Annotated in this window: 16 protein-coding genes; 4 read left to right on the top strand and 12 right to left on the bottom strand. The window is 72.3% G+C overall.

The annotated features are described in order from the left end of the window. Nucleotides 1–7 precede the first annotated feature (7 nt). Nucleotides 8–1,507 (bottom strand): IMP dehydrogenase, encoded by a 1,500-nt coding sequence (guaB, locus tag CFK38_RS15145; RefSeq protein WP_096803823.1) that lies wholly within the window; start codon nt 1,505–1,507, stop codon nt 8–10. A 345-nt stretch (nt 1,508–1,852) separates the two neighbouring features. Between guaB and CFK38_RS15150 the strand changes: the two genes are divergently transcribed. Continuing rightward, a complete protein-coding gene (locus CFK38_RS15150; RefSeq protein WP_096803824.1) occupies nt 1,853–3,502 on the top strand; it encodes an inorganic phosphate transporter in 1,650 nt (549 codons plus the stop codon). 70 nt (nt 3,503–3,572) lie between these two features. On the opposite strand, the gene CFK38_RS15155 is transcribed toward CFK38_RS15150, so the two are convergent. The 5 genes from CFK38_RS15155 to groES all read right to left on the bottom strand — a co-directional run bounded on the left by CFK38_RS15155 (nt 3,573) and on the right by groES (nt 8,215). Then, nucleotides 3,573–4,355 carry a hypothetical protein gene (locus tag CFK38_RS15155; protein WP_096803825.1) on the bottom strand — a complete coding sequence of 261 codons (783 nt, stop codon included), beginning with the start codon at nt 4,353–4,355 and terminating at the stop codon, nt 3,573–3,575. Then, complete coding sequence (locus tag CFK38_RS15160) at nt 4,352–5,398, bottom strand: pseudouridine synthase (protein WP_245851112.1); 1,047 nt, start codon at nt 5,396–5,398, stop codon at nt 4,352–4,354. Before CFK38_RS15160 ends, CFK38_RS15155 begins: the two co-directional genes overlap by 4 nt. After that, nucleotides 5,386–6,087 carry a hypothetical protein gene (locus CFK38_RS15165; RefSeq protein WP_245851114.1) on the bottom strand — a complete coding sequence of 234 codons (702 nt, stop codon included), beginning with the start codon at nt 6,085–6,087 and terminating at the stop codon, nt 5,386–5,388. Before CFK38_RS15165 ends, CFK38_RS15160 begins: the two co-directional genes overlap by 13 nt. A gap of 230 nt (nt 6,088–6,317) precedes the next feature. Next, on the bottom strand, nt 6,318–7,904 hold the full coding sequence (gene groL, locus CFK38_RS15170; protein ID WP_096803827.1) for a chaperonin GroEL: 1,587 nt from the start codon (nt 7,902–7,904) through the stop codon (nt 6,318–6,320). Between the two features lie 14 nt (nt 7,905–7,918). Further along, the gene (gene groES, locus CFK38_RS15175; RefSeq protein ID WP_096803828.1) at nt 7,919–8,215 is read right to left on the bottom strand and encodes a co-chaperone GroES; all 297 of its coding nucleotides are present in this window, start codon (nt 8,213–8,215) and stop codon (nt 7,919–7,921) included. 453 nt (nt 8,216–8,668) lie between these two features. Here groES and CFK38_RS17220 point away from each other — a divergent pair, with 453 nt between their 5' ends. Further along, entirely contained in the window at nt 8,669–8,839 is a 171-nt protein-coding gene (locus CFK38_RS17220) for a hypothetical protein (RefSeq protein WP_157773508.1), read from the top strand. 78 nt (nt 8,840–8,917) lie between these two features. On the opposite strand, the gene CFK38_RS15185 is transcribed toward CFK38_RS17220, so the two are convergent. The 5 genes from CFK38_RS15185 to CFK38_RS15205 are packed head-to-tail and all read right to left on the bottom strand — an operon-like array spanning nt 8,918 to nt 12,687. Then, nucleotides 8,918–9,793 carry a metallophosphoesterase family protein gene (locus CFK38_RS15185; protein WP_096803830.1) on the bottom strand — a complete coding sequence of 292 codons (876 nt, stop codon included), beginning with the start codon at nt 9,791–9,793 and terminating at the stop codon, nt 8,918–8,920. Further along, the gene (locus tag CFK38_RS15190; protein WP_338025007.1) at nt 9,793–10,356 is read right to left on the bottom strand and encodes a molybdenum cofactor biosynthesis protein MoaE; all 564 of its coding nucleotides are present in this window, start codon (nt 10,354–10,356) and stop codon (nt 9,793–9,795) included. Before CFK38_RS15190 ends, CFK38_RS15185 begins: the two co-directional genes overlap by 1 nt. Continuing rightward, complete coding sequence (locus CFK38_RS15195; RefSeq protein WP_096803831.1) at nt 10,353–10,901, bottom strand: MogA/MoaB family molybdenum cofactor biosynthesis protein; 549 nt, start codon at nt 10,899–10,901, stop codon at nt 10,353–10,355. The genes CFK38_RS15190 and CFK38_RS15195 overlap by 4 nt, the downstream gene beginning before the upstream one ends. Then, complete coding sequence (gene moaC, locus CFK38_RS15200; protein ID WP_096803832.1) at nt 10,898–11,431, bottom strand: cyclic pyranopterin monophosphate synthase MoaC; 534 nt, start codon at nt 11,429–11,431, stop codon at nt 10,898–10,900. Before moaC ends, CFK38_RS15195 begins: the two co-directional genes overlap by 4 nt. Then, nucleotides 11,428–12,687 carry a molybdopterin molybdotransferase MoeA gene (locus tag CFK38_RS15205; protein WP_096803833.1) on the bottom strand — a complete coding sequence of 420 codons (1,260 nt, stop codon included), beginning with the start codon at nt 12,685–12,687 and terminating at the stop codon, nt 11,428–11,430. Before CFK38_RS15205 ends, moaC begins: the two co-directional genes overlap by 4 nt. A 180-nt stretch (nt 12,688–12,867) precedes the next feature. On the opposite strand from CFK38_RS15205, the gene moaA reads away from it, so the two are divergent. Next, nucleotides 12,868–13,968, top strand: a complete 1,101-nt coding sequence (moaA, locus tag CFK38_RS15210) for a GTP 3',8-cyclase MoaA (RefSeq protein WP_096803834.1) — start codon at nt 12,868–12,870, stop codon at nt 13,966–13,968. A gap of 11 nt (nt 13,969–13,979) precedes the next feature. After that, complete coding sequence (locus CFK38_RS15215; protein ID WP_096803835.1) at nt 13,980–14,312, top strand: MoaD/ThiS family protein; 333 nt, start codon at nt 13,980–13,982, stop codon at nt 14,310–14,312. A gap of 67 nt (nt 14,313–14,379) precedes the next feature. On the opposite strand, the gene CFK38_RS15220 is transcribed toward CFK38_RS15215, so the two are convergent. After that, nucleotides 14,380–15,672, bottom strand: a complete 1,293-nt coding sequence (locus tag CFK38_RS15220; protein WP_245851117.1) for a ThiF family adenylyltransferase — start codon at nt 15,670–15,672, stop codon at nt 14,380–14,382. Nucleotides 15,673–15,899 lie beyond the last annotated feature (227 nt).

The following is a 15,899-nucleotide window of genomic DNA, read 5'->3' on the forward strand; positions in this document are numbered from 1 at the left end:
CGCCCGCTCAGTGCGAGCTGTAGTTCGGGGCCTCCATGATCGCGGCCATGTCGTGGGGGTGGGACTCCTTCAGCCCGGCGGCGGTGATCCGCACGAACTTCCCCTGCTCCTTGAGCTCGGGCACGGTGTGCGCGCCCACGTAGAACATGGACTGGTGCAGACCACCGGTGAGCTGGTGGACCACGGAGCCGAGCTGGCCCTTGTAGGAGACGCGGCCCTCGATGCCCTCGGGCACGATCTTGTCGTCGCTGGGGACGTCCGCCTGGAAGTAGCGGTCCTTGGAGAAGGACTTCTTGCCGCGGGAGGACATCGCGCCGAGGGAGCCCATGCCGCGGTAGGCCTTGTACTGCTTGCCGCCCACCAGCACCACCTCGCCCGGAGACTCCTCGGTGCCGGCCAGCAGGGACCCCACCATGACGGTGTCGGCCCCGGCGACCAGCGCCTTGGCGATGTCGCCGGAGTACTGCAGACCGCCGTCGCCGATCAGCGGCACCCCGGCGGGGCCGCAGGCCTTGGCGGCCTCATGGATCGCGGTGATCTGCGGGACCCCGACGCCGGCGACCACGCGGGTGGTGCAGATGGAGCCCGGCCCGACGCCGACCTTGACGGCGTCCGCGCCGGCGTCCACCAGCGCCTGTGCGCCGGCCCGGGTGGCGACGTTGCCGCCGATCACCTGGACCTCGGCGAAGTGCGGATCGTTCTTGATCGCCCGGATCATCTCCAGCGCCAGGCGGGCGTGGCCGTTGGCGGTGTCGACCACCAGCACATCCACCCCGGCCTCGCGCAGCGCGCCGGCCCGCTCCAGGGAGTCGCCGAAGAAGCCCACGCCCGCACCGACCAGCAGGCGGCCCTGGCCGTCCTTGGAGGCGTCGGGGAACTGCTCGGACTTCACGAAGTCCTTGACGGTGATGAGCCCGGTCAGGCGGTTGTCGGCGTCGATCAGGGGCAGGCGCTCGCGCTTGTTCTTCCGCAGCATCGCGGTGGCCTGCTCGGCGGTGACGTCGTCGGGAGCGGTGAACAGCTCGGTGGTCATCACATCGCCGACCTTCGTGGTCGCCCACTCGGCGACCGGGATGAAGCGCAGGTCGCGGTTGGTGCAGATGCCCAGCAGGCGCAGCTCCGCATCGACCACCGGCAGTCCGGAGACGCGGAACTGCCCGCAGATGGAGTCGAAGTCCTCGAGGGTGGCCTCGGGGCCGATGGTGACGGGGTTGGTGATGCGCCCGGTCTGGGTGCGCTTGACGAGGTCGACCTGATGGGCCTGGTCCTCGATGGAGAGGTTGCGGTGGAGGATGCCGATGCCGCCGTGGCGGGCCATCGCGATCGCCATCCGGGATTCGGTGACGGTGTCCATCGCCGCGCTCGCCAACGGGATCCGCAGGGAGATCTCGCGGGTGAGGCGACTGGTGGTGTCCGCCTCCGAGGGGATCACGTCGGTCTCCCCCGGCAGCAGCAGCACGTCGTCGTAGGTGAGTCCGATGAAACCGAAGGGATCCGCGCTCGTCATGGATCGATGGTAGCGGCGCGAGCGCCCCGTGCGCAGTCGCGCCCACCACAGGGCGGCTCGCCACCGAGGTCATTGACCTGCGCCGATGGGCGTGGTGGGCGGGATCACCCCCACAGCGGCCGGGGCGCGGGCGCCGGATCCGCCGCGCCTGCGCCGCGGACCGCCGCTGGCCTCCCCCGTGTGGGCGGATCCGGCATCGCGGTGCTGTGATCTCATGCGGAGTTCGGACGATGTTCGCCCGCTCGTCGTTCTTCGGCCTACAGTGGCCGCGGCCCTCTCTGGGGTCTCCGGAGCGCCCGCGCGTCTCCGGGCGCCCTCATCCCCCTCACCCCCGGGAAATCGACGATGCCTGGCACGCCCGCTCAGACGACCACCGACGCGCCCGTCCCCGCGGGCTTCCTCGGCCCCGACCGGAACTGGCATCTCGGTGCTGGACTGATGACGGTGGCGGCCACCGTCGCCTTCGCCATCTGGTCGTTCACCCACACCGGCACGGATGTCAACGCCTTCCTGCTGATCCTCGCGATCGCCTTCGGGCTGTTCATGGCGTTCAACATCGGCGGCAACGATGTCGCGAACTCCTTCGGCACCAGCGTCGGGGCGGGGACGCTGACGATGAAGCAGGCGCTCATGGTCGCTGCCGTCTTCGAGGTCTCCGGCGCGGTCCTCGCCGGAAGCTCCGTGACCGAGACCGTGCGCAGCGGGATCGTCGACATCGGGGCCATGCACATCGACCCGCTGTCCTTCGCCTACATCATGATGGCCGCCCTGCTGGGCGCCGCCGTCTGGCTCCTGCTCGCCACCCGGATGGGATGGCCGGTCTCGACCACCCACGCGATCATCGGCGGCATCGTCGGCGCAGCCGTCACCACCGGGGTGGTCACCGGCACCGGCGGGCTCGAGATGGTCCAGTGGGGCGAGATCGGGCAGATCGTCATCTCCTGGATCCTCTCTCCGCTGCTCGGCGGTGTCACCGCATACCTGCTGTTCGGCGCGATCAAGCGCCACATCCTGGCGCCGTCCGCCCGGGCCATCGCCCTGGGCTCGCGCGGTTTCGACGACGCCGAGGACGATGAGGACGACGAGGAGGACGAGGACGGCTCCGAGGACGAGTCCGGCCGCCACGTGGCCGGCTACGAGCGCGTCTCCGAGCTCCAGCAGTCCGCCTTCGCCGAGTCCGCAGCGCTGGATCTCACCCCCGGCGGGCCCGGGGCGGAGCTGGCCGAGCACGCCTCGCACCTGACCAAGAAGGAGCGCAAGGCGGCGCGCAAGGTCGAGCGCCGAGCGGCCTACCATGCGCTCGAGAAGCGCGTCCCCCCGCTCGCCGCAGGGGCTTCGGTGCTGCTCGCGGGGATGCTGGTGTTCAAGGGGCTGAAGAACGTGGGCCTGGACATCTCCCTCGGGAACGGCGTCCTGCTGCTGATCATGCTCGCGGTGGGCGTGTGGATGGCCACGACCGTGTTCGCCCGCGCCCTGAAGAAGCAGTCGATCTCCCGCGCGACCTTCATCATGTTCAGCTGGATGCAGGTCTTCACGGCCTGCGCCTTCGCCTTCAGCCACGGCGCCAACGACATCGCCAACGCCATCGGTCCCTTCGCGGCCGTCCTCGATGTGCTGCGCACCGGCAGGATCGCGAGCGAGGCCGCCGTGCCGACGGCCGTGCTGATCGCGTTCGGGGTCGCCCTGATCTCCGGACTGTGGTTCGTGGGGCGCAAGGTGATCCACACCGTCGGTACGGGGCTGACGGCGATGCACCCCTCCTCGGGCTTCGCCGCCGAGCTGGCCGCCGCCTCGGTGGTGCTCCTCGCCTCCGTGCTCGGTCTGCCGGTCTCCTCCACGCACATCCTGATCGGCGCCGTGCTCGGCGTCGGCATCGTCAACCATGCGGCCAACTGGAAGCTGATGCGGCCGATCTTCCTGGCCTGGATCATCACCCTCCCCGCCGCGGCCGGCATCGGTGCCGTGGTGGTCCTGGTGCTGCGCGCCATCTTCTGAGCCGACCCCGGCGCCTGCGCCGTCGTCGGCCAGAGCGCTGCAGCCAAGGGTCCGCGTTCAGGGCCCGCGTTCAGGGTCGGGGGTCCCCCTCCCGCGGCCGCTCCCTGCCGCCGAGCACTCGGCGCACCCGGTCGAACTCGGCCTGGAACGCGGCCTCGTCGTCCGCGTACTCCTCCCGCCAGGGCATGCCGAGGCGGGCGGCGAGCTCCCGATGGCTGCGCTCGCGACGGCTCCGGCGGTTCTCGCGCACCAGTTCGGCGCGGGACGGGGCAGGACGCAGCCCGGCCGCGGCCTGCAGCGTGCGCAGCCCGTCGAAGGCGGCGGCGTCCCATCCGCTCTCGGGCACCACCCACTGCCGCTCCAGCTCCTCACCGTCGGTCCCTGCCCCGCCCTCCACGCCGATCAGCGCCAGGCCGCCGCGCTCGGCGTCCCCGGTCGCATACCGCACCTGGGCCAGCGTGGCCCGGTCGGCGACACGCAGGCCCCTGTGGAGCGCGAGGGTCCCGGCACGCTCGTCCAGCAGCACCACCCGATGGGTCAGCAGCAGCGGGATCAGCGCCCACAGGGCGAACAGCACCCACAGCGCGAGAGCGCCGAGCAGCAGCTGCACCGCGGCGGGTTCCAGGATCTGCACGAGCAGGTCCTCGTGCCCGCCGTGCAGGCGGGAGGAGCGCCACTGCTGGATCCCCGCGCCGGCGAAGGGGCTCAGCAGCACCGCCACCAGGGGCAGGCCGATCAACGCGGCGGGAACATAGCGCGCCCGGAGGGTGGGGCCCACGACCACCTGACCGTTCCGGGTGCGGCGCGGCGCAGGAGCCGGGGCGGCGTCATCGGGGGTGCGGGGGTCGGTCACCGGCCCAGGGTACGAGACGCCGCACTCAGCTCCTGCGCGCTGCGGAACTCCCGGCGCTCCGCGGTGAGGGGGTCGACGAAGGCCAGGCGGCGCGCCAGCAGCTGGAGCGACAGGTCCTCCGGCCAGAGGTCGGCGGACGGGCGCGCTCGCTGCGGCGGCCAATAGAGGTCCTCACCCAGGATCGGTGCGCCGCGGGCAGCGAGCTGGGCGCGCAGCTGATGGGTGCGGCCGGTGCGCGGCCGCAGGCGGATCCGCAGCATGCCGGCGGCGTCCGCCGCGAGCACCTCGAGCTCCGTCTCGGCGTTCGGCTCCCCGGCCAGCACCTGCGTGGTCAGCGCACCGCGCTGTGTGACCAGCCGGTCCCGCAGCAGGCACCGCTGGCCCGGGCACCGCGGCAGCGACGAGGACGGTGCGGGGGCCACGACGGCCTCGTAGGCCTTGTCCACCTCCCGACGGGCGAACAGCTGCTGGTAGGCGGAACGCTCCTCGGCACGGATGCCGAAGGCGAGCACTCCGGCCGTGCGCCGGTCCAGCCGGTGCAGCGGCACCAGGCTCTGGATCCCGGTGGCGCGGCGCAGTCGCACCAGCGCGCTGGCGAGGATGTGCGCACCGCGGGGCATGGTGGCGATGTCGTGCGGCTTGTCGATCACCAGCAGGTGCTCGTCCCGATGCAGAACGGCGAGTTCGACCTCGGGGACCTCCTCGGGGCGCAGCTCCCGATGGAACCACAGCTCCGCCCCCGGCACGGCCGGGTCCTCGGCGGCCCAGGAGCGCCCCTCGGCATCGACGATCTCCCCGGCGGCGAAGCGTTCCGACAGCGGCGTCGCAGCGGGGTCGGCGAGGGCGGGGAAGCGTTCCCGCAACAGCTCGAGCGCCCCGCGCCCGGCCGGGGTGTCCTGGGGGACCCGCCAGCGCACGGCGTCCAGGCCCTCGCGCTGCGGCAGCGGCGCCGGGCGCCGTCGCGCACGCCGCCGGGCAGCGCGTCCGGGACGCGGCTCCGGCGGTCCGTCGGAGCCGGTGGGTCGGCGGTTCACAGCCCCCACACGATGAAGGTGAGCAGGTTGTGGCCGATGTAGAAGAGGATCAGTGCCACCAGCAGCGGGTTGGGGTGGCGGTCCACGAAGCTCATCGCCTGGGGCGCCTGCTCCCGCAGCTCGACGTGGCTGATCGCGTCGATGTGCTCGATGCGCACCCCGGCCTCCCGCGCCCGGTGCAGCGTCATCTCCTGGGCGCGCGGTCCGAAGAACCGGCTCGAGACGGCGAGGATCCGCCGGCCCGCGGAGTCCATCACGTACACGCCGTCGTAGGCGGTCTCGGGAGCGTCGAGCGCCTCGGCGGCGGGGGAGCCGCGGTCGATGTCCCGGGCGGCGATGACCAGCCCCACGTCCTGCCATCGGGCGGTGCGGGTGCGGCGGAACAGGCTCCGCAGCACGAAGCCGTCCTCATCGATGTGGAGCCAGGAGGTGAGCACCCGCAGGCACACCACCGTCACCGCGATCGCGATCAGCACCCAGATGAGCAGCGGGAGGGTGAACACCAGATCGTGCATCAGCGCCGGCTCGCGCCAGAGCCTCTGACCGACGAAGCTGATGATCACCAGGAACTCGAGCACCACCAGGAAGACGACCCCCACCACCAGGGTGCCGATCACCACGGACGCGGGCGGTCCGAAGGTGCGAGTGGGCAGATCCCCGTCCTGGGCCGGGGAGGCGGCATCGGGCGTGCTGATCACCACTGCTCCTCCCGCCGTCGATGTGATGTGACTCAGCCCATCCTAGGCCGAGGGGCGAGCACCCCGAGGTGACGCGCCGGGGCGCGGACGATGCGGCGCGCCGAGCGCGTCCGGTATCGATGCCCGCGCCTCCGGGATGACGACGGGGCGGGAGGCAGGGGTCTCCCCATGCCGCCCGCCCCGGACGATGCGAGCCGGCTCAGCGCAGTGCCGAGCGACGGCTCACGACCTCACTCCTGCTCCTCGTCCTGCTTCTCGATGACGAGGGTCTCGGTGGTCAGCACCATTCCGGCGATCGAGGCCGCGTTCCGCAGAGCGGAGCGGGTGACCTTGACCGGGTCGATGATGCCCGCGGAGACGAGGTCGACGTACTCGCCGGTCGCGGCGTTCAGACCGGTGCCGGTCTGAGCCTCCTTGACCTTCTCGACGACGACGTAGCCCTCGAGCCCCGCGTTCTCGGCGATCCAGCGCAGCGGCTCGACGACCGCACGGGCCACGGCGCGCACGCCCACGGCCTCGTCGCCCTCGAGCCCGAGACCGTCCGCGAGGACGGCGGAGGCCTGGACGATGGCGCTTCCGCCACCGGCCACGATGCCCTCCTCGATGGCAGCGCGGGTCGCGGAGACCGCGTCCTCGATGCGCATCTTCTTCTCCTTGAGCTCCACCTCGGTGTGAGCTCCGACCTTGATCACGGAGACGCCGCCGGCCAGCTTCGCGAGGCGCTCCTGGAGCTTCTCGCGATCCCAGTCCGAATCGGTGTTCTCGATCTCGGCGCGGATCTGCGCGACGCGATCGTCCACCGCCTGCGCATCACCGGCGCCACCCACGATGGTGGTGGAGTCCTTGGTGATGACGACGCGGCCGGCCTGGCCGAGCACCTCGGTGCCGACGGTCTTGAGGTCCAGACCGAGGTCGGAGGTGACGACCTGGGCCCCGGTGAGCACCGCGATGTCCTGGAGCATCGCCTTGCGGCGATCACCGAAGGCGGGTGCCTTGACCGCAGCACCCTTGAAGGTGCCGCGGATCTTGTTGACGACCAGCGTGGACAGTGCCTCGCCGTCGACGTCCTCCGCGATGATGAACAGCGGCTTGCCGCCCTCGACGACCTTCTCCAGCAGCGGCAGGATGTCGGCCACGGCCGAGATCTTGCCCTGGTGCAGCAGCACGTTGGCGCCCTCGAGGACGGTCTCCTGGCGGTCCGCGTCGGTGACGAAGTGCGGGGAGATGTAGCCCTTGTCGAACTGCATGCCCTCGGTGAAGTCCAGCTCCATCGCGGTGGTGGAGGACTCCTCCACCGTGATGACGCCGTCCTTGCCGACCTTGTCGAACGCCTCGGCGAGCAGATCGCCGATCTCGCGGTCCTGGCTGGACACCGAGGCGACCGAGGCGATCTGCGCCTTGCCGTCGACCGGGGTGGCGATCTCGCCGAGCTTCTCGGAGAGGGCGTCCACGGCCTTCTCGATGCCGCGCTTCAGCGCTGCCGGAGCAGCCCCGGAGGTGACGTTGCGCAGGCCCTCGTGCACGATGGCCTGGGCGAGGACGGTGGCGGTGGTGGTGCCGTCGCCGGCCACGTCGTTGGTCTTGGTCGCGACCTCCTTCGTGAGCTGCGCGCCGAGGTTCTCGTAGGAGTCCTCGAGCTCGATCTCACGGGCGATGGTCACGCCGTCGTTGGTGATGGTGGGGGCGCCCCACTTCTTGTCCAGGACGACGTTGCGACCCTTGGGGCCGAGCGTCACCTTGACGGTGTTCGCGAGCTTGTCGACACCGCGCTCGAGGGCGCGACGCGCGTCCTCGTTGTACAGGATCTCCTTTGGCATAAGGTTCAGTCCGCTCAGTTCTCGATGATCGCGAGGATGTCACGGGCGCCGAGCACGAGGTACTCGTCGTTGCCGTACTTGAGCTCGGTGCCGCCGTACTTGGAGAAGACGACCTTGTCGCCGACCTTGACGTCCATGGGCACGCGCTCGCCCTTGTCGTCGAAACGGCCGGCGCCGACGGCGACGACCTCGCCCTCCTGGGGCTTCTCCTTCGCGGTGTCCGGGATGACCAGGCCGGAGGCGGTGGTCTGCTCGGCCTCGAGGGGCTTGACGACGACGCGATCCTCGAGGGGCTTGATGGAGACCGACATGCGGCTCACTCCTTCATGAAGAGATGTGACTCTGCGTGAGTTCTTGGGTGGCGGGACCCGTTCCCGATCGTCGTCGCGGTGCCGACCGGGGTAGATCCCTCTGCGGCAGTCTCTGGCACTCTCGGCCGTCGACTGCCAACGGCGCAACTCTAGGACCTCGCTGGCACTCACGCAAGGTGAGTGCTAAATCGCGGCCCCGGCGCCCCTGCCGGCACCGCGCATCCCGGCGTCCTCCCTCCCGGTCGAGGCATCGCCGCTCCCCCGCTCATCGCCCCCCGGACGGTCGAAGAGCACCAGGTCACATACTTTTTGTGAACCGGGCAACTTGTGGACCGCGGACTCGTGACTCCACCCGTGTCCACAGGATAAGAAGGAGTCATCGAGAACGCCGATGCTCCTGCGCACCAGGAGCCCGGCCACTCACCGCACTCCGCACCGAAGGGACCCTGGATCATGACTTTCCTCCGCACTCTCAGCGCCGCGCTCGAGCGCATGTCCGACCGCATGCAGGGCCAGGACGTCGAGCGCCAGCACCTCGGGGGCACCCGTCTCGGCGCGGACTACGCCGCCCTGAGCAAGGCTCGCTCCAGCCAGGGGATCAGTTCCATCGGCATGGGTCGCTGACCGCCGCAGCTCATTCGTCGACGCCCTTGCAGACCCCGTCTGCAGGGGCTTTCGCCTGTCCGGGGCGGCAGTCGCCGATCAGCGGGAGCGGCGCTCGGCTCCGCGCCCCGCCGCAGCGATGATCCGCGCGACCTGGTCGGGGCTGAAGCTGTACACCGGCCGCCCCACCTCCTCGAGCGTGTCCCCCCGGTTCGGGTGCACTGCGCTGAGCACCTGCGGCGGCCCCTCCCCCAGGTCGATCACGCTCACCCCGGACAGCGCCAGGGCCTGCTCGTCGGCGCCCTCCGTGAGGGGGTCGACGACATTGGCGACGCCCGGGGCGACGTGGACCGGGATCCCGGCGATCGACCCGGTCATCGCATGGTGGTAGTGCCCGGCGAGCACGATCCGCACGTCCGTGCCCGCCAGGACCGCGCCGAGCTCTGCGAGCCCGTCGAGATCCAGGGCACGCTGCAACGGCGTCGCGGCGACCAGCGGAGGATGGTGGAGCGCGAGCACCGTCCCGGCCGGCGCGGGCTCGGCCAGCACCGTGCCGAGCCAGTCGCGCTGCTCCGCCTCCAGATGCCCGTACCCCGCGCGCGGGACGCTGGTGTCCAGCAGCACCGCACGGCCCCCTCCTGCCAGCGGGACCACCCGGTCCTGCCGCTCGGCCACGCGCTGCCCGGGGGCGACGCCGTCCCCGTAGACGGAGGAGACGTCGTGATTGCCCATCACCACGGCCAGCGGCGCGCCCCAGGCGGCGGCGAAGGGATCGAGGATCTCGTGCAGCCGACGGTAGCTCTCGAGCGTGCCGTCCTCGGAGGCGTCCCCGGTGTGGACCACGGCGTCGATGTCGCGGAGCCCCTGGAGCCTGGAGAGCACTCCGCGGAGAGCCGCGGCGGTGTCGATGCGGTCGTAGTGGCGGGCAGCGGGGTCGCCGTACACGTGGGTGTCGCTGAGGTGGAGGATGCGCATCAGCCCAGCGCCCCCACCCATTCGGTCCCGCCGTCGTCGAAGACCTGGTGCTTCCAGATCGGCACCCGCTGCTTGACGGTGTCCACCAGGTCGTCGCAGGCGGTGAAGGCCTGCTTGCGGTGCGGGGCGGCGACGGCGCACACCAGGGCCGAGTCCCCGATCACCAGGGGACCGTGGCGGTGGGCGACGGCGACCAGCGTGTCCGGATAGCGGTCGGCGATCTCGCGGGCCACCGCGGTGATGACCTCGCCCGCGCTGGGGTGCGCGGAGTACTCCAATCGCTCCACGCCGCGCCCGCCGTCGTGGTCGCGCACCACGCCGTCGAAGGTGACCACCGCTCCGCAGCGGGGATCGGTGACCGCGGCGATCATCCGCTCCGCAGCGAGCGGCTCCTGGCTGATCTCGGCGCAGCGGGCCCGCTGGGCGGCATCGCCCATCGTGGGGTCCCCCGCGATGCGCAGATCCTGGCCGTCGGCCCCGAAGGGGGTGGCGCCGCGGGTCGGGTCGGGCTGCGTCCGCCCGGTGCTGCCCGCTCCGGCGGCAGGGGTTCCGGTGCCCGTCATGCGTGGTCTCCTCCGTCGCGCTGCTCCAACAGATGGTCCAGCAGCGGGTCGAGCACGGAGATGCCGTCCTCCACACCGCCGCGGGAGCCGGGCAGGTTGACCACGAAGCTGCGCCCGGCCATCCCGGCGAGGCCGCGGCTGAGCAGGGCGGTCGCGATCTTCTGCGCTCCGCGCCGGCGCACCTCCTCGAGGATCCCCGGCATCTCCCGCTCGATCAGGGGCGCGGTCTGCTCCGGGGTGACATCGGTGGGGCTGATCCCGGTGCCTCCGGAGGTGACGATGATGTCGATGCCGTCCCCGAGGGCGGCGGCGAGGGCGCGGCCGACCTCGGGGCCGTCGCTGACCACCTGCTTGTCGACGGCGTCGAGGCCGCGGGCCCGCAGCCACTGCACCAGGTGCGGCCCGGTGCGGTCCTCGTAGCTGCCGTCGGCGGCGCGGGTGGAGGCGATGATGACCCGGGCGGTGCCGCGCAGGGCCGGGATCTGCGCCGGGTCCTCGCGCACGGCGCAGTCCGCGTCGGTGCGTCGGGCCGGGATGTGCTTCATCCTCGCTCCTCCCCTGCCGCCGTGATGTCAGGGGCCGTCTGCGGCGCGCGCGCCTCGGCGTCGGCGCGGGTCCAGTCCCCGCTGCGGCCGCCGGACTTCGTCAGCACCTGCACGCCGTCGATGGTGGCCAGGTGGTCGACCGCCTTGATCATGTCGTAGACGGTCAGTGCGGCGACGGTCGCGGCGGTCAGCGCCTCCATCTCGACGCCGGTGACGCCCATGGTGCGCACCCGGGCGGTGATCTCCACGCGGTCCTCGCGGGGCACCAGGTCCAGCTCCACCCCGGACAGCGGCAGCGGATGGCACAGCGGGATCAGCTCGGGGGTGCGCTTGGCGCCCATGATGCCCGCGATCCGGGCGGTGGCCAGGGCCTCCCCCTTGGGCAGGTCGCCGCTGGCGATGCGGTCGACGACGTCGGGGCGGGTGCGCAGCACCGCGCGGGCGCTCGCCTCGCGGGAGGTGACGGCCTTGTCGGTCACATCGACCATATGGGCGGAGCCGTCGGCCCGCACGTGGGACAGATCGTTCATGAGTCTCCTCCGGGGATCAGCAGGGTCTCGAGCTCGTCGCCGTCGTGCACCACGGCGGTGCCGCGGGGCACCAGCACCAGGGCGTCGGCGGCGGCGTATCCGCCCAGGAGGTGCGAGGAGGCCCCGCCCACCAGGCGCACCCGCCCCGAGGGGAGCACCCGGGCCCGACGGTACTGGTCCAGTCCCGGCGGCGAGGGCTCCTCGGCCTCGAGCCGGAGCGGCAGTCGCAGCCGCCGACGGGACGGGGCGCCGAGGGCGGGCCGGGCGATCAGCTCGCAGCTGAGCAGCGCGGAGACGGGGTTGCCGGGGAAGGCCAGCCAGGGCACACGGCGTCCGGCGACCTCGAGGGTGCCGATGCCCTGCGGGCCGCCGGGCTGCATCGCGATCGTGGGGAAGGCGAGGACGACGCCGTCGTGCTCGGCGGCGTGACGGACCACCTCGATCGCTCCCATGCTCACACCGCCGCTGGTGACGACGAGGTCGGCGTCGTGGGCGAGGATCTGCGCGTGCAGGTGCTCCAGCAGCGCCGCGGCGTCGTCGGGCACGGCGCCGGTGTGCACCACCTCGGCGCCGGCCTCGGCGAGCGCGGCGGCGAGTCCCGGACCGTTGGCATCGAACAGAGCACCGGGGTCGGGGGCGCCCTCCCCGGCGGCGCGGACCTCGGACCCGGTGGACAGCACGATCGTCCGCACCGGTGCCAGCACCTCCACCTCACGGATCCCGCAGGCGGCGAGGTGCGCGATCCGTGGCGGGGTCAGCAGGCGCTGCTCGCGCAGCACGGTGTCGCCGCGACGGGTGTCCGAGCCGCGGCGACGCACGAAGCGTCCGGGTTCGACGGCCGTGGGGGCGAGTGCGACGGTGGACTCCGCCAGCGCCGAGGGCGTGAAGCGGCCCGGGGCGCTCTCCTCGACCGGGATCACCAGCTCCGCGCCCGCAGGGATCGGGGCCCCGGTCATGATCGGCCGGGCGGTACCGGGCTCCAGGCTGCCGGGGGCGTCGCCGGCGGCGATCACCGACCCCAGCGGCAGGGTCACGCTCTCGCCGATGGCGCCGAGAGCGGCGGCGGAGAGCGCGAAGCCGTCCATCTGGGAGTTGTCATGGCCGGGGACGTCGATGCGGGAGCGCTGCTCGGCCACGGCGATGCGCCCGACGGCCCTCCCTTCGAGCGGGACCACCTCGCTCCGGCGCACGGTCCCCAGCAGGGCGACCGCGTCCGCCACGTGATCGGCCAGGGGGATCCGCTGGTCACCGGTCATCGCGTGCTCACTCCTGTTGCCGGGCTGGGCTGGTCTGCGCGCCGGGAGCCGACGGCATCGGCGCCCTCCCAGTATGGCGCGCCGGGCAAGGACCCTCGGTCCCCGCCCCCGGCCGGCCCTGCCCCGTATGCTGGGAGCCGACAGCGGCCCGGCCGGGCCGCAGCGGAAGAAGGTGAGCAGATGGCTTCGCGCCGCATCTCGCTGGGGATGCCGACGCCGCGCAGGACCGACGAGATGGCCGCGTCCCTCCCCGATACCTCCGACCGTCCCGACACACCCGCGCTCGCGGACCGCTTCGGCCGGGAGGCGAGCGACCTGCGGCTCTCGCTCACCGACTTCTGCAACCTGCGCTGCACCTACTGCATGCCCGCCTCGGGGATGACCTTCCTGAAGAAGGAGCAGCTGCTGAGCGTCGAGGAGGTGGTGCGCCTGGTGCGCATCGGCGTGGAGCGTCTGGGCATCGAACAGGTCCGCTTCACCGGCGGCGAGCCGCTGACCCGGCCCGATCTCGAGGAGATCATCGCCGGGGTCGCCGCTCTCGAGCGGCGCCCGGACATCTCGCTGACCACGAACGCGATCGGTCTCGACCATCGCGCCGCACCATTGCGCGCCGCGGGCCTGGATCGGATCAACGTCTCCCTGGACTCGGTGGTCTCGGAGACCTTCGAACGCCTCAGCCGGCGCCCGCTGCTGCACCGGGTGCTGGCCGGGATCGACGGCGCGCGCGAGGCCGGGCTGTCGCCGATCAAGATCAACGCCGTCCTGCTGCCCGGGGTCAACGATCACGAACTGCCGGACCTGCTGGACTGGTGCCTGGACCGTGAGCTCCAACTGCGCGTGATCGAGCAGATGCCGCTGGATGCGGACCACATCTGGGACCGCAGCTCGATGATCACCGCCGGCGACGTCCATGCGATGCTCGCGGACCGCTTCGCCCTCTCCCCGGTGGCCGAGGCCCGCGACGGCGCGCCCGCCGAGCTGTTCGAGGTCGCCGACCGCGCCACCGGCCGACCGCGCGGTCGGGTGGGCATCATCGCCTCGGTGACCCGCCCCTTCTGCGCCGACTGCCGCCGTACTCGCCTGACGGCAGAGGGCCGGGTGCGCACCTGTCTGTTCTCCCGCGAGGAGACGGACCTGCGCGGTGCGCTGCGCACCGGCGCCGACGACGAGGCCATCGCCGAGATCTGGCGCGCCGCCCAATGGGGGAAGAAGGCCGGCCACGGCATGGACCGTGAGGACTTCGTACAGCCGGAGCGCCCCATGAGCGCGATCGGCGGCTGAGAGAGGACGAGATGACCGACATCGACCGGAGGGACCTCGAGCGGACGCCCGAGGCCGCGAGAACCACCGCCGGCCCAGGAGCACCTGCCTCCCCCGCCGCACCGCACATCGCCGCGCGCCTGTTCGCGGGCGCCGCCGCCGAGTACGGGGCCGACGCGGTCTCGCTGCAGGCGAGCACGCTCGGGGAGGCGATCGACGCGCTGCAGGCCGGCGCGTCCGACTCGGCGGCACGGGTGATCGGCCGCTCGAGCTTCCTACTGAACGCCGTGGCCGGCTCGGGCCGCGAGCAGCGTCTCTCCGAGGGCGACCGCCTGGATGTGCTGCCGCCCTTCGCCGGCGGCTGAGCAGCACCGCTCCCACCCGCGCTGCCGGCCGGGCCGCCCCGCCCCACCGGCGGAGCCACCGCGCCGTTCAGCGCGGCGGGGCCACCGCGAGCTCCGTGCCGTCCACGGCACCGAAGCCGCCGCGCAGCGAGCGCACCGAGATCCCCTGGGCGGCCAGGCTGCGCTGCACGCTACCCGAACGGGAGCCGGCCGCGCAGTAGAGCACGGCCCCCTCGAGGCGATGCCGGGGGCCCGCGGGCGCGGCGTCGTCGCCGGGCTCCGCGGCTCCCGTGCCGGCCGGTCCTTCGGCCCGCGGTCCCCCTCCGCCGGCCGCCCCGGCCAGCGCGAGCACCGCCCCCATCGGCAGGTGCTCCGCGCCGCGGACCATCCCGCTGTCCAGTTCGTGCTCCTCACGGATGTCGATCACCCGCACGCCCTCCGCGAGCAGGGCGGGCAGCTCGGCGACGGTCACCTCGTCGAGGGTCGGTCCGGTCGGTCCGGGCAGTCCGCAGGTGGCCATCACGTCCTCGATCCTCTCCACGGGGCGGCGTCCCGGGTCCCGCGCCAGCGGCAGCTCGTCCCAGCGGGCACGCAGTGCGTCGTAGAGGGCGAGCCGCCCGAACAGCACGTCCCCGAGGCCGGCCAGGACCTTCACCGCTTCCATGGCCATGCTCGAGCCGATCACCCCGCACAGCATCCCCAGCACCCCGGCCTCGGAGCAGCTGGGCACCTCCCCGGGGCGCGGCGGCACCGGGTGCACGTCGCGGTAGGTCACGCCGCGGCCGCCGGCTCCCCAGAACACGCTCACCTGCCCGGCGAAGCCGAGGATGGAGCCCCACACCAGGGGGATGTCCAGCAGCTCGCAGGCATCGGAGGCCAGGTACCGGGTGGGGAAGTTGTCGGTGCCATCGAGCACCAGATGGTGGCCGGCGAGCTGCTCGAGGGCGTTCTCGGGGGTGACCACGTCGACCACGGCGCGCACCGTCACCTCGGGGTTCAGCGCGTGCAGGTGCTCCGCGGCGGCCACCGCCTTGGAGCGCCCCAGGTCCTCGCCGGTGAAGAGCACCTGACGGTGGAGGTTGGTGGGGTCCACCGTGTCCGGATCCAGCAGGGTGATCTCGCCGATGCCGGCGGCGACCAGGTAGGTGAGCACCGGCGCACCGAGCCCACCCGCGCCGATCACCGCGACCCGGGAGGCCGCCAACCGGCGCTGGCCGAGAGCACCCAGCTCGGGCAGCCGCAGCTGGCGGAGGTAGCGCTCCTGCGGGACCGGAGCCGGCGCCGGCTCGACCGCACGGGCGCGGATATCGGGCCGCTGACCGCTCGCTGCCCACGCGTCGGGACCGGTCGCCCCGGAGCCGGGCACCCCACTATCAGACACCCCATGCACAGTCCTGCCGAAAACTCCATGTCTTTCCACCATGTGATGTAGTGTCCCTCACGGCCGCGCACCGGAGCGACAGGCTACCGATGGATAACAATTCGGTCATGGGGCCGTGGTGGGCGCGACGATGCGCCACCGAGTGCCCTACAGTTCAAAAACCTGCTCTGTGATCCGCATCGCTGCGGATCGAGCACCGACCATGTGAGGAATCCCGACGATGCGAT

The organism is Brachybacterium vulturis, from assembly GCF_002407185.1.
GTDB lineage: Bacteria > Actinomycetota > Actinomycetes > Actinomycetales > Dermabacteraceae > Brachybacterium > Brachybacterium vulturis.

What these genes read in the sequence shown, in the direction of transcription:
- CFK38_RS15205 (WP_096803833.1), bottom strand. Translation starts at nt 12,687, where the DNA reads ATGACCGGTGACCAGCGGATCCCCCTGGCCGATCACGTGGCGGACGCG.
- CFK38_RS15185 (WP_096803830.1), bottom strand. Translation starts at nt 9,793, where the DNA reads ATGCGCATCCTCCACCTCAGCGACACCCACGTGTACGGCGACCCCGCT.
- CFK38_RS15150 (WP_096803824.1), top strand. Translation starts at nt 1,853, where the DNA reads ATGCCTGGCACGCCCGCTCAGACGACCACCGACGCGCCCGTCCCCGCG.
- groES (WP_096803828.1), bottom strand. Translation starts at nt 8,215, where the DNA reads ATGTCGGTCTCCATCAAGCCCCTCGAGGATCGCGTCGTCGTCAAGCCC.
- CFK38_RS15195 (WP_096803831.1), bottom strand. Translation starts at nt 10,901, where the DNA reads ATGAAGCACATCCCGGCCCGACGCACCGACGCGGACTGCGCCGTGCGC.
- moaA (WP_096803834.1), top strand. Translation starts at nt 12,868, where the DNA reads ATGGCTTCGCGCCGCATCTCGCTGGGGATGCCGACGCCGCGCAGGACC.
- CFK38_RS15190 (WP_338025007.1), bottom strand. Translation starts at nt 10,356, where the DNA reads ATGACGGGCACCGGAACCCCTGCCGCCGGAGCGGGCAGCACCGGGCGG.
- guaB (WP_096803823.1), bottom strand. Translation starts at nt 1,507, where the DNA reads ATGACGAGCGCGGATCCCTTCGGTTTCATCGGACTCACCTACGACGAC.
- groL (WP_096803827.1), bottom strand. Translation starts at nt 7,904, where the DNA reads ATGCCAAAGGAGATCCTGTACAACGAGGACGCGCGTCGCGCCCTCGAG.
- CFK38_RS17220 (WP_157773508.1), top strand. Translation starts at nt 8,669, where the DNA reads ATGACTTTCCTCCGCACTCTCAGCGCCGCGCTCGAGCGCATGTCCGAC.
- CFK38_RS15215 (WP_096803835.1), top strand. Translation starts at nt 13,980, where the DNA reads ATGACCGACATCGACCGGAGGGACCTCGAGCGGACGCCCGAGGCCGCG.
- moaC (WP_096803832.1), bottom strand. Translation starts at nt 11,431, where the DNA reads ATGAACGATCTGTCCCACGTGCGGGCCGACGGCTCCGCCCATATGGTC.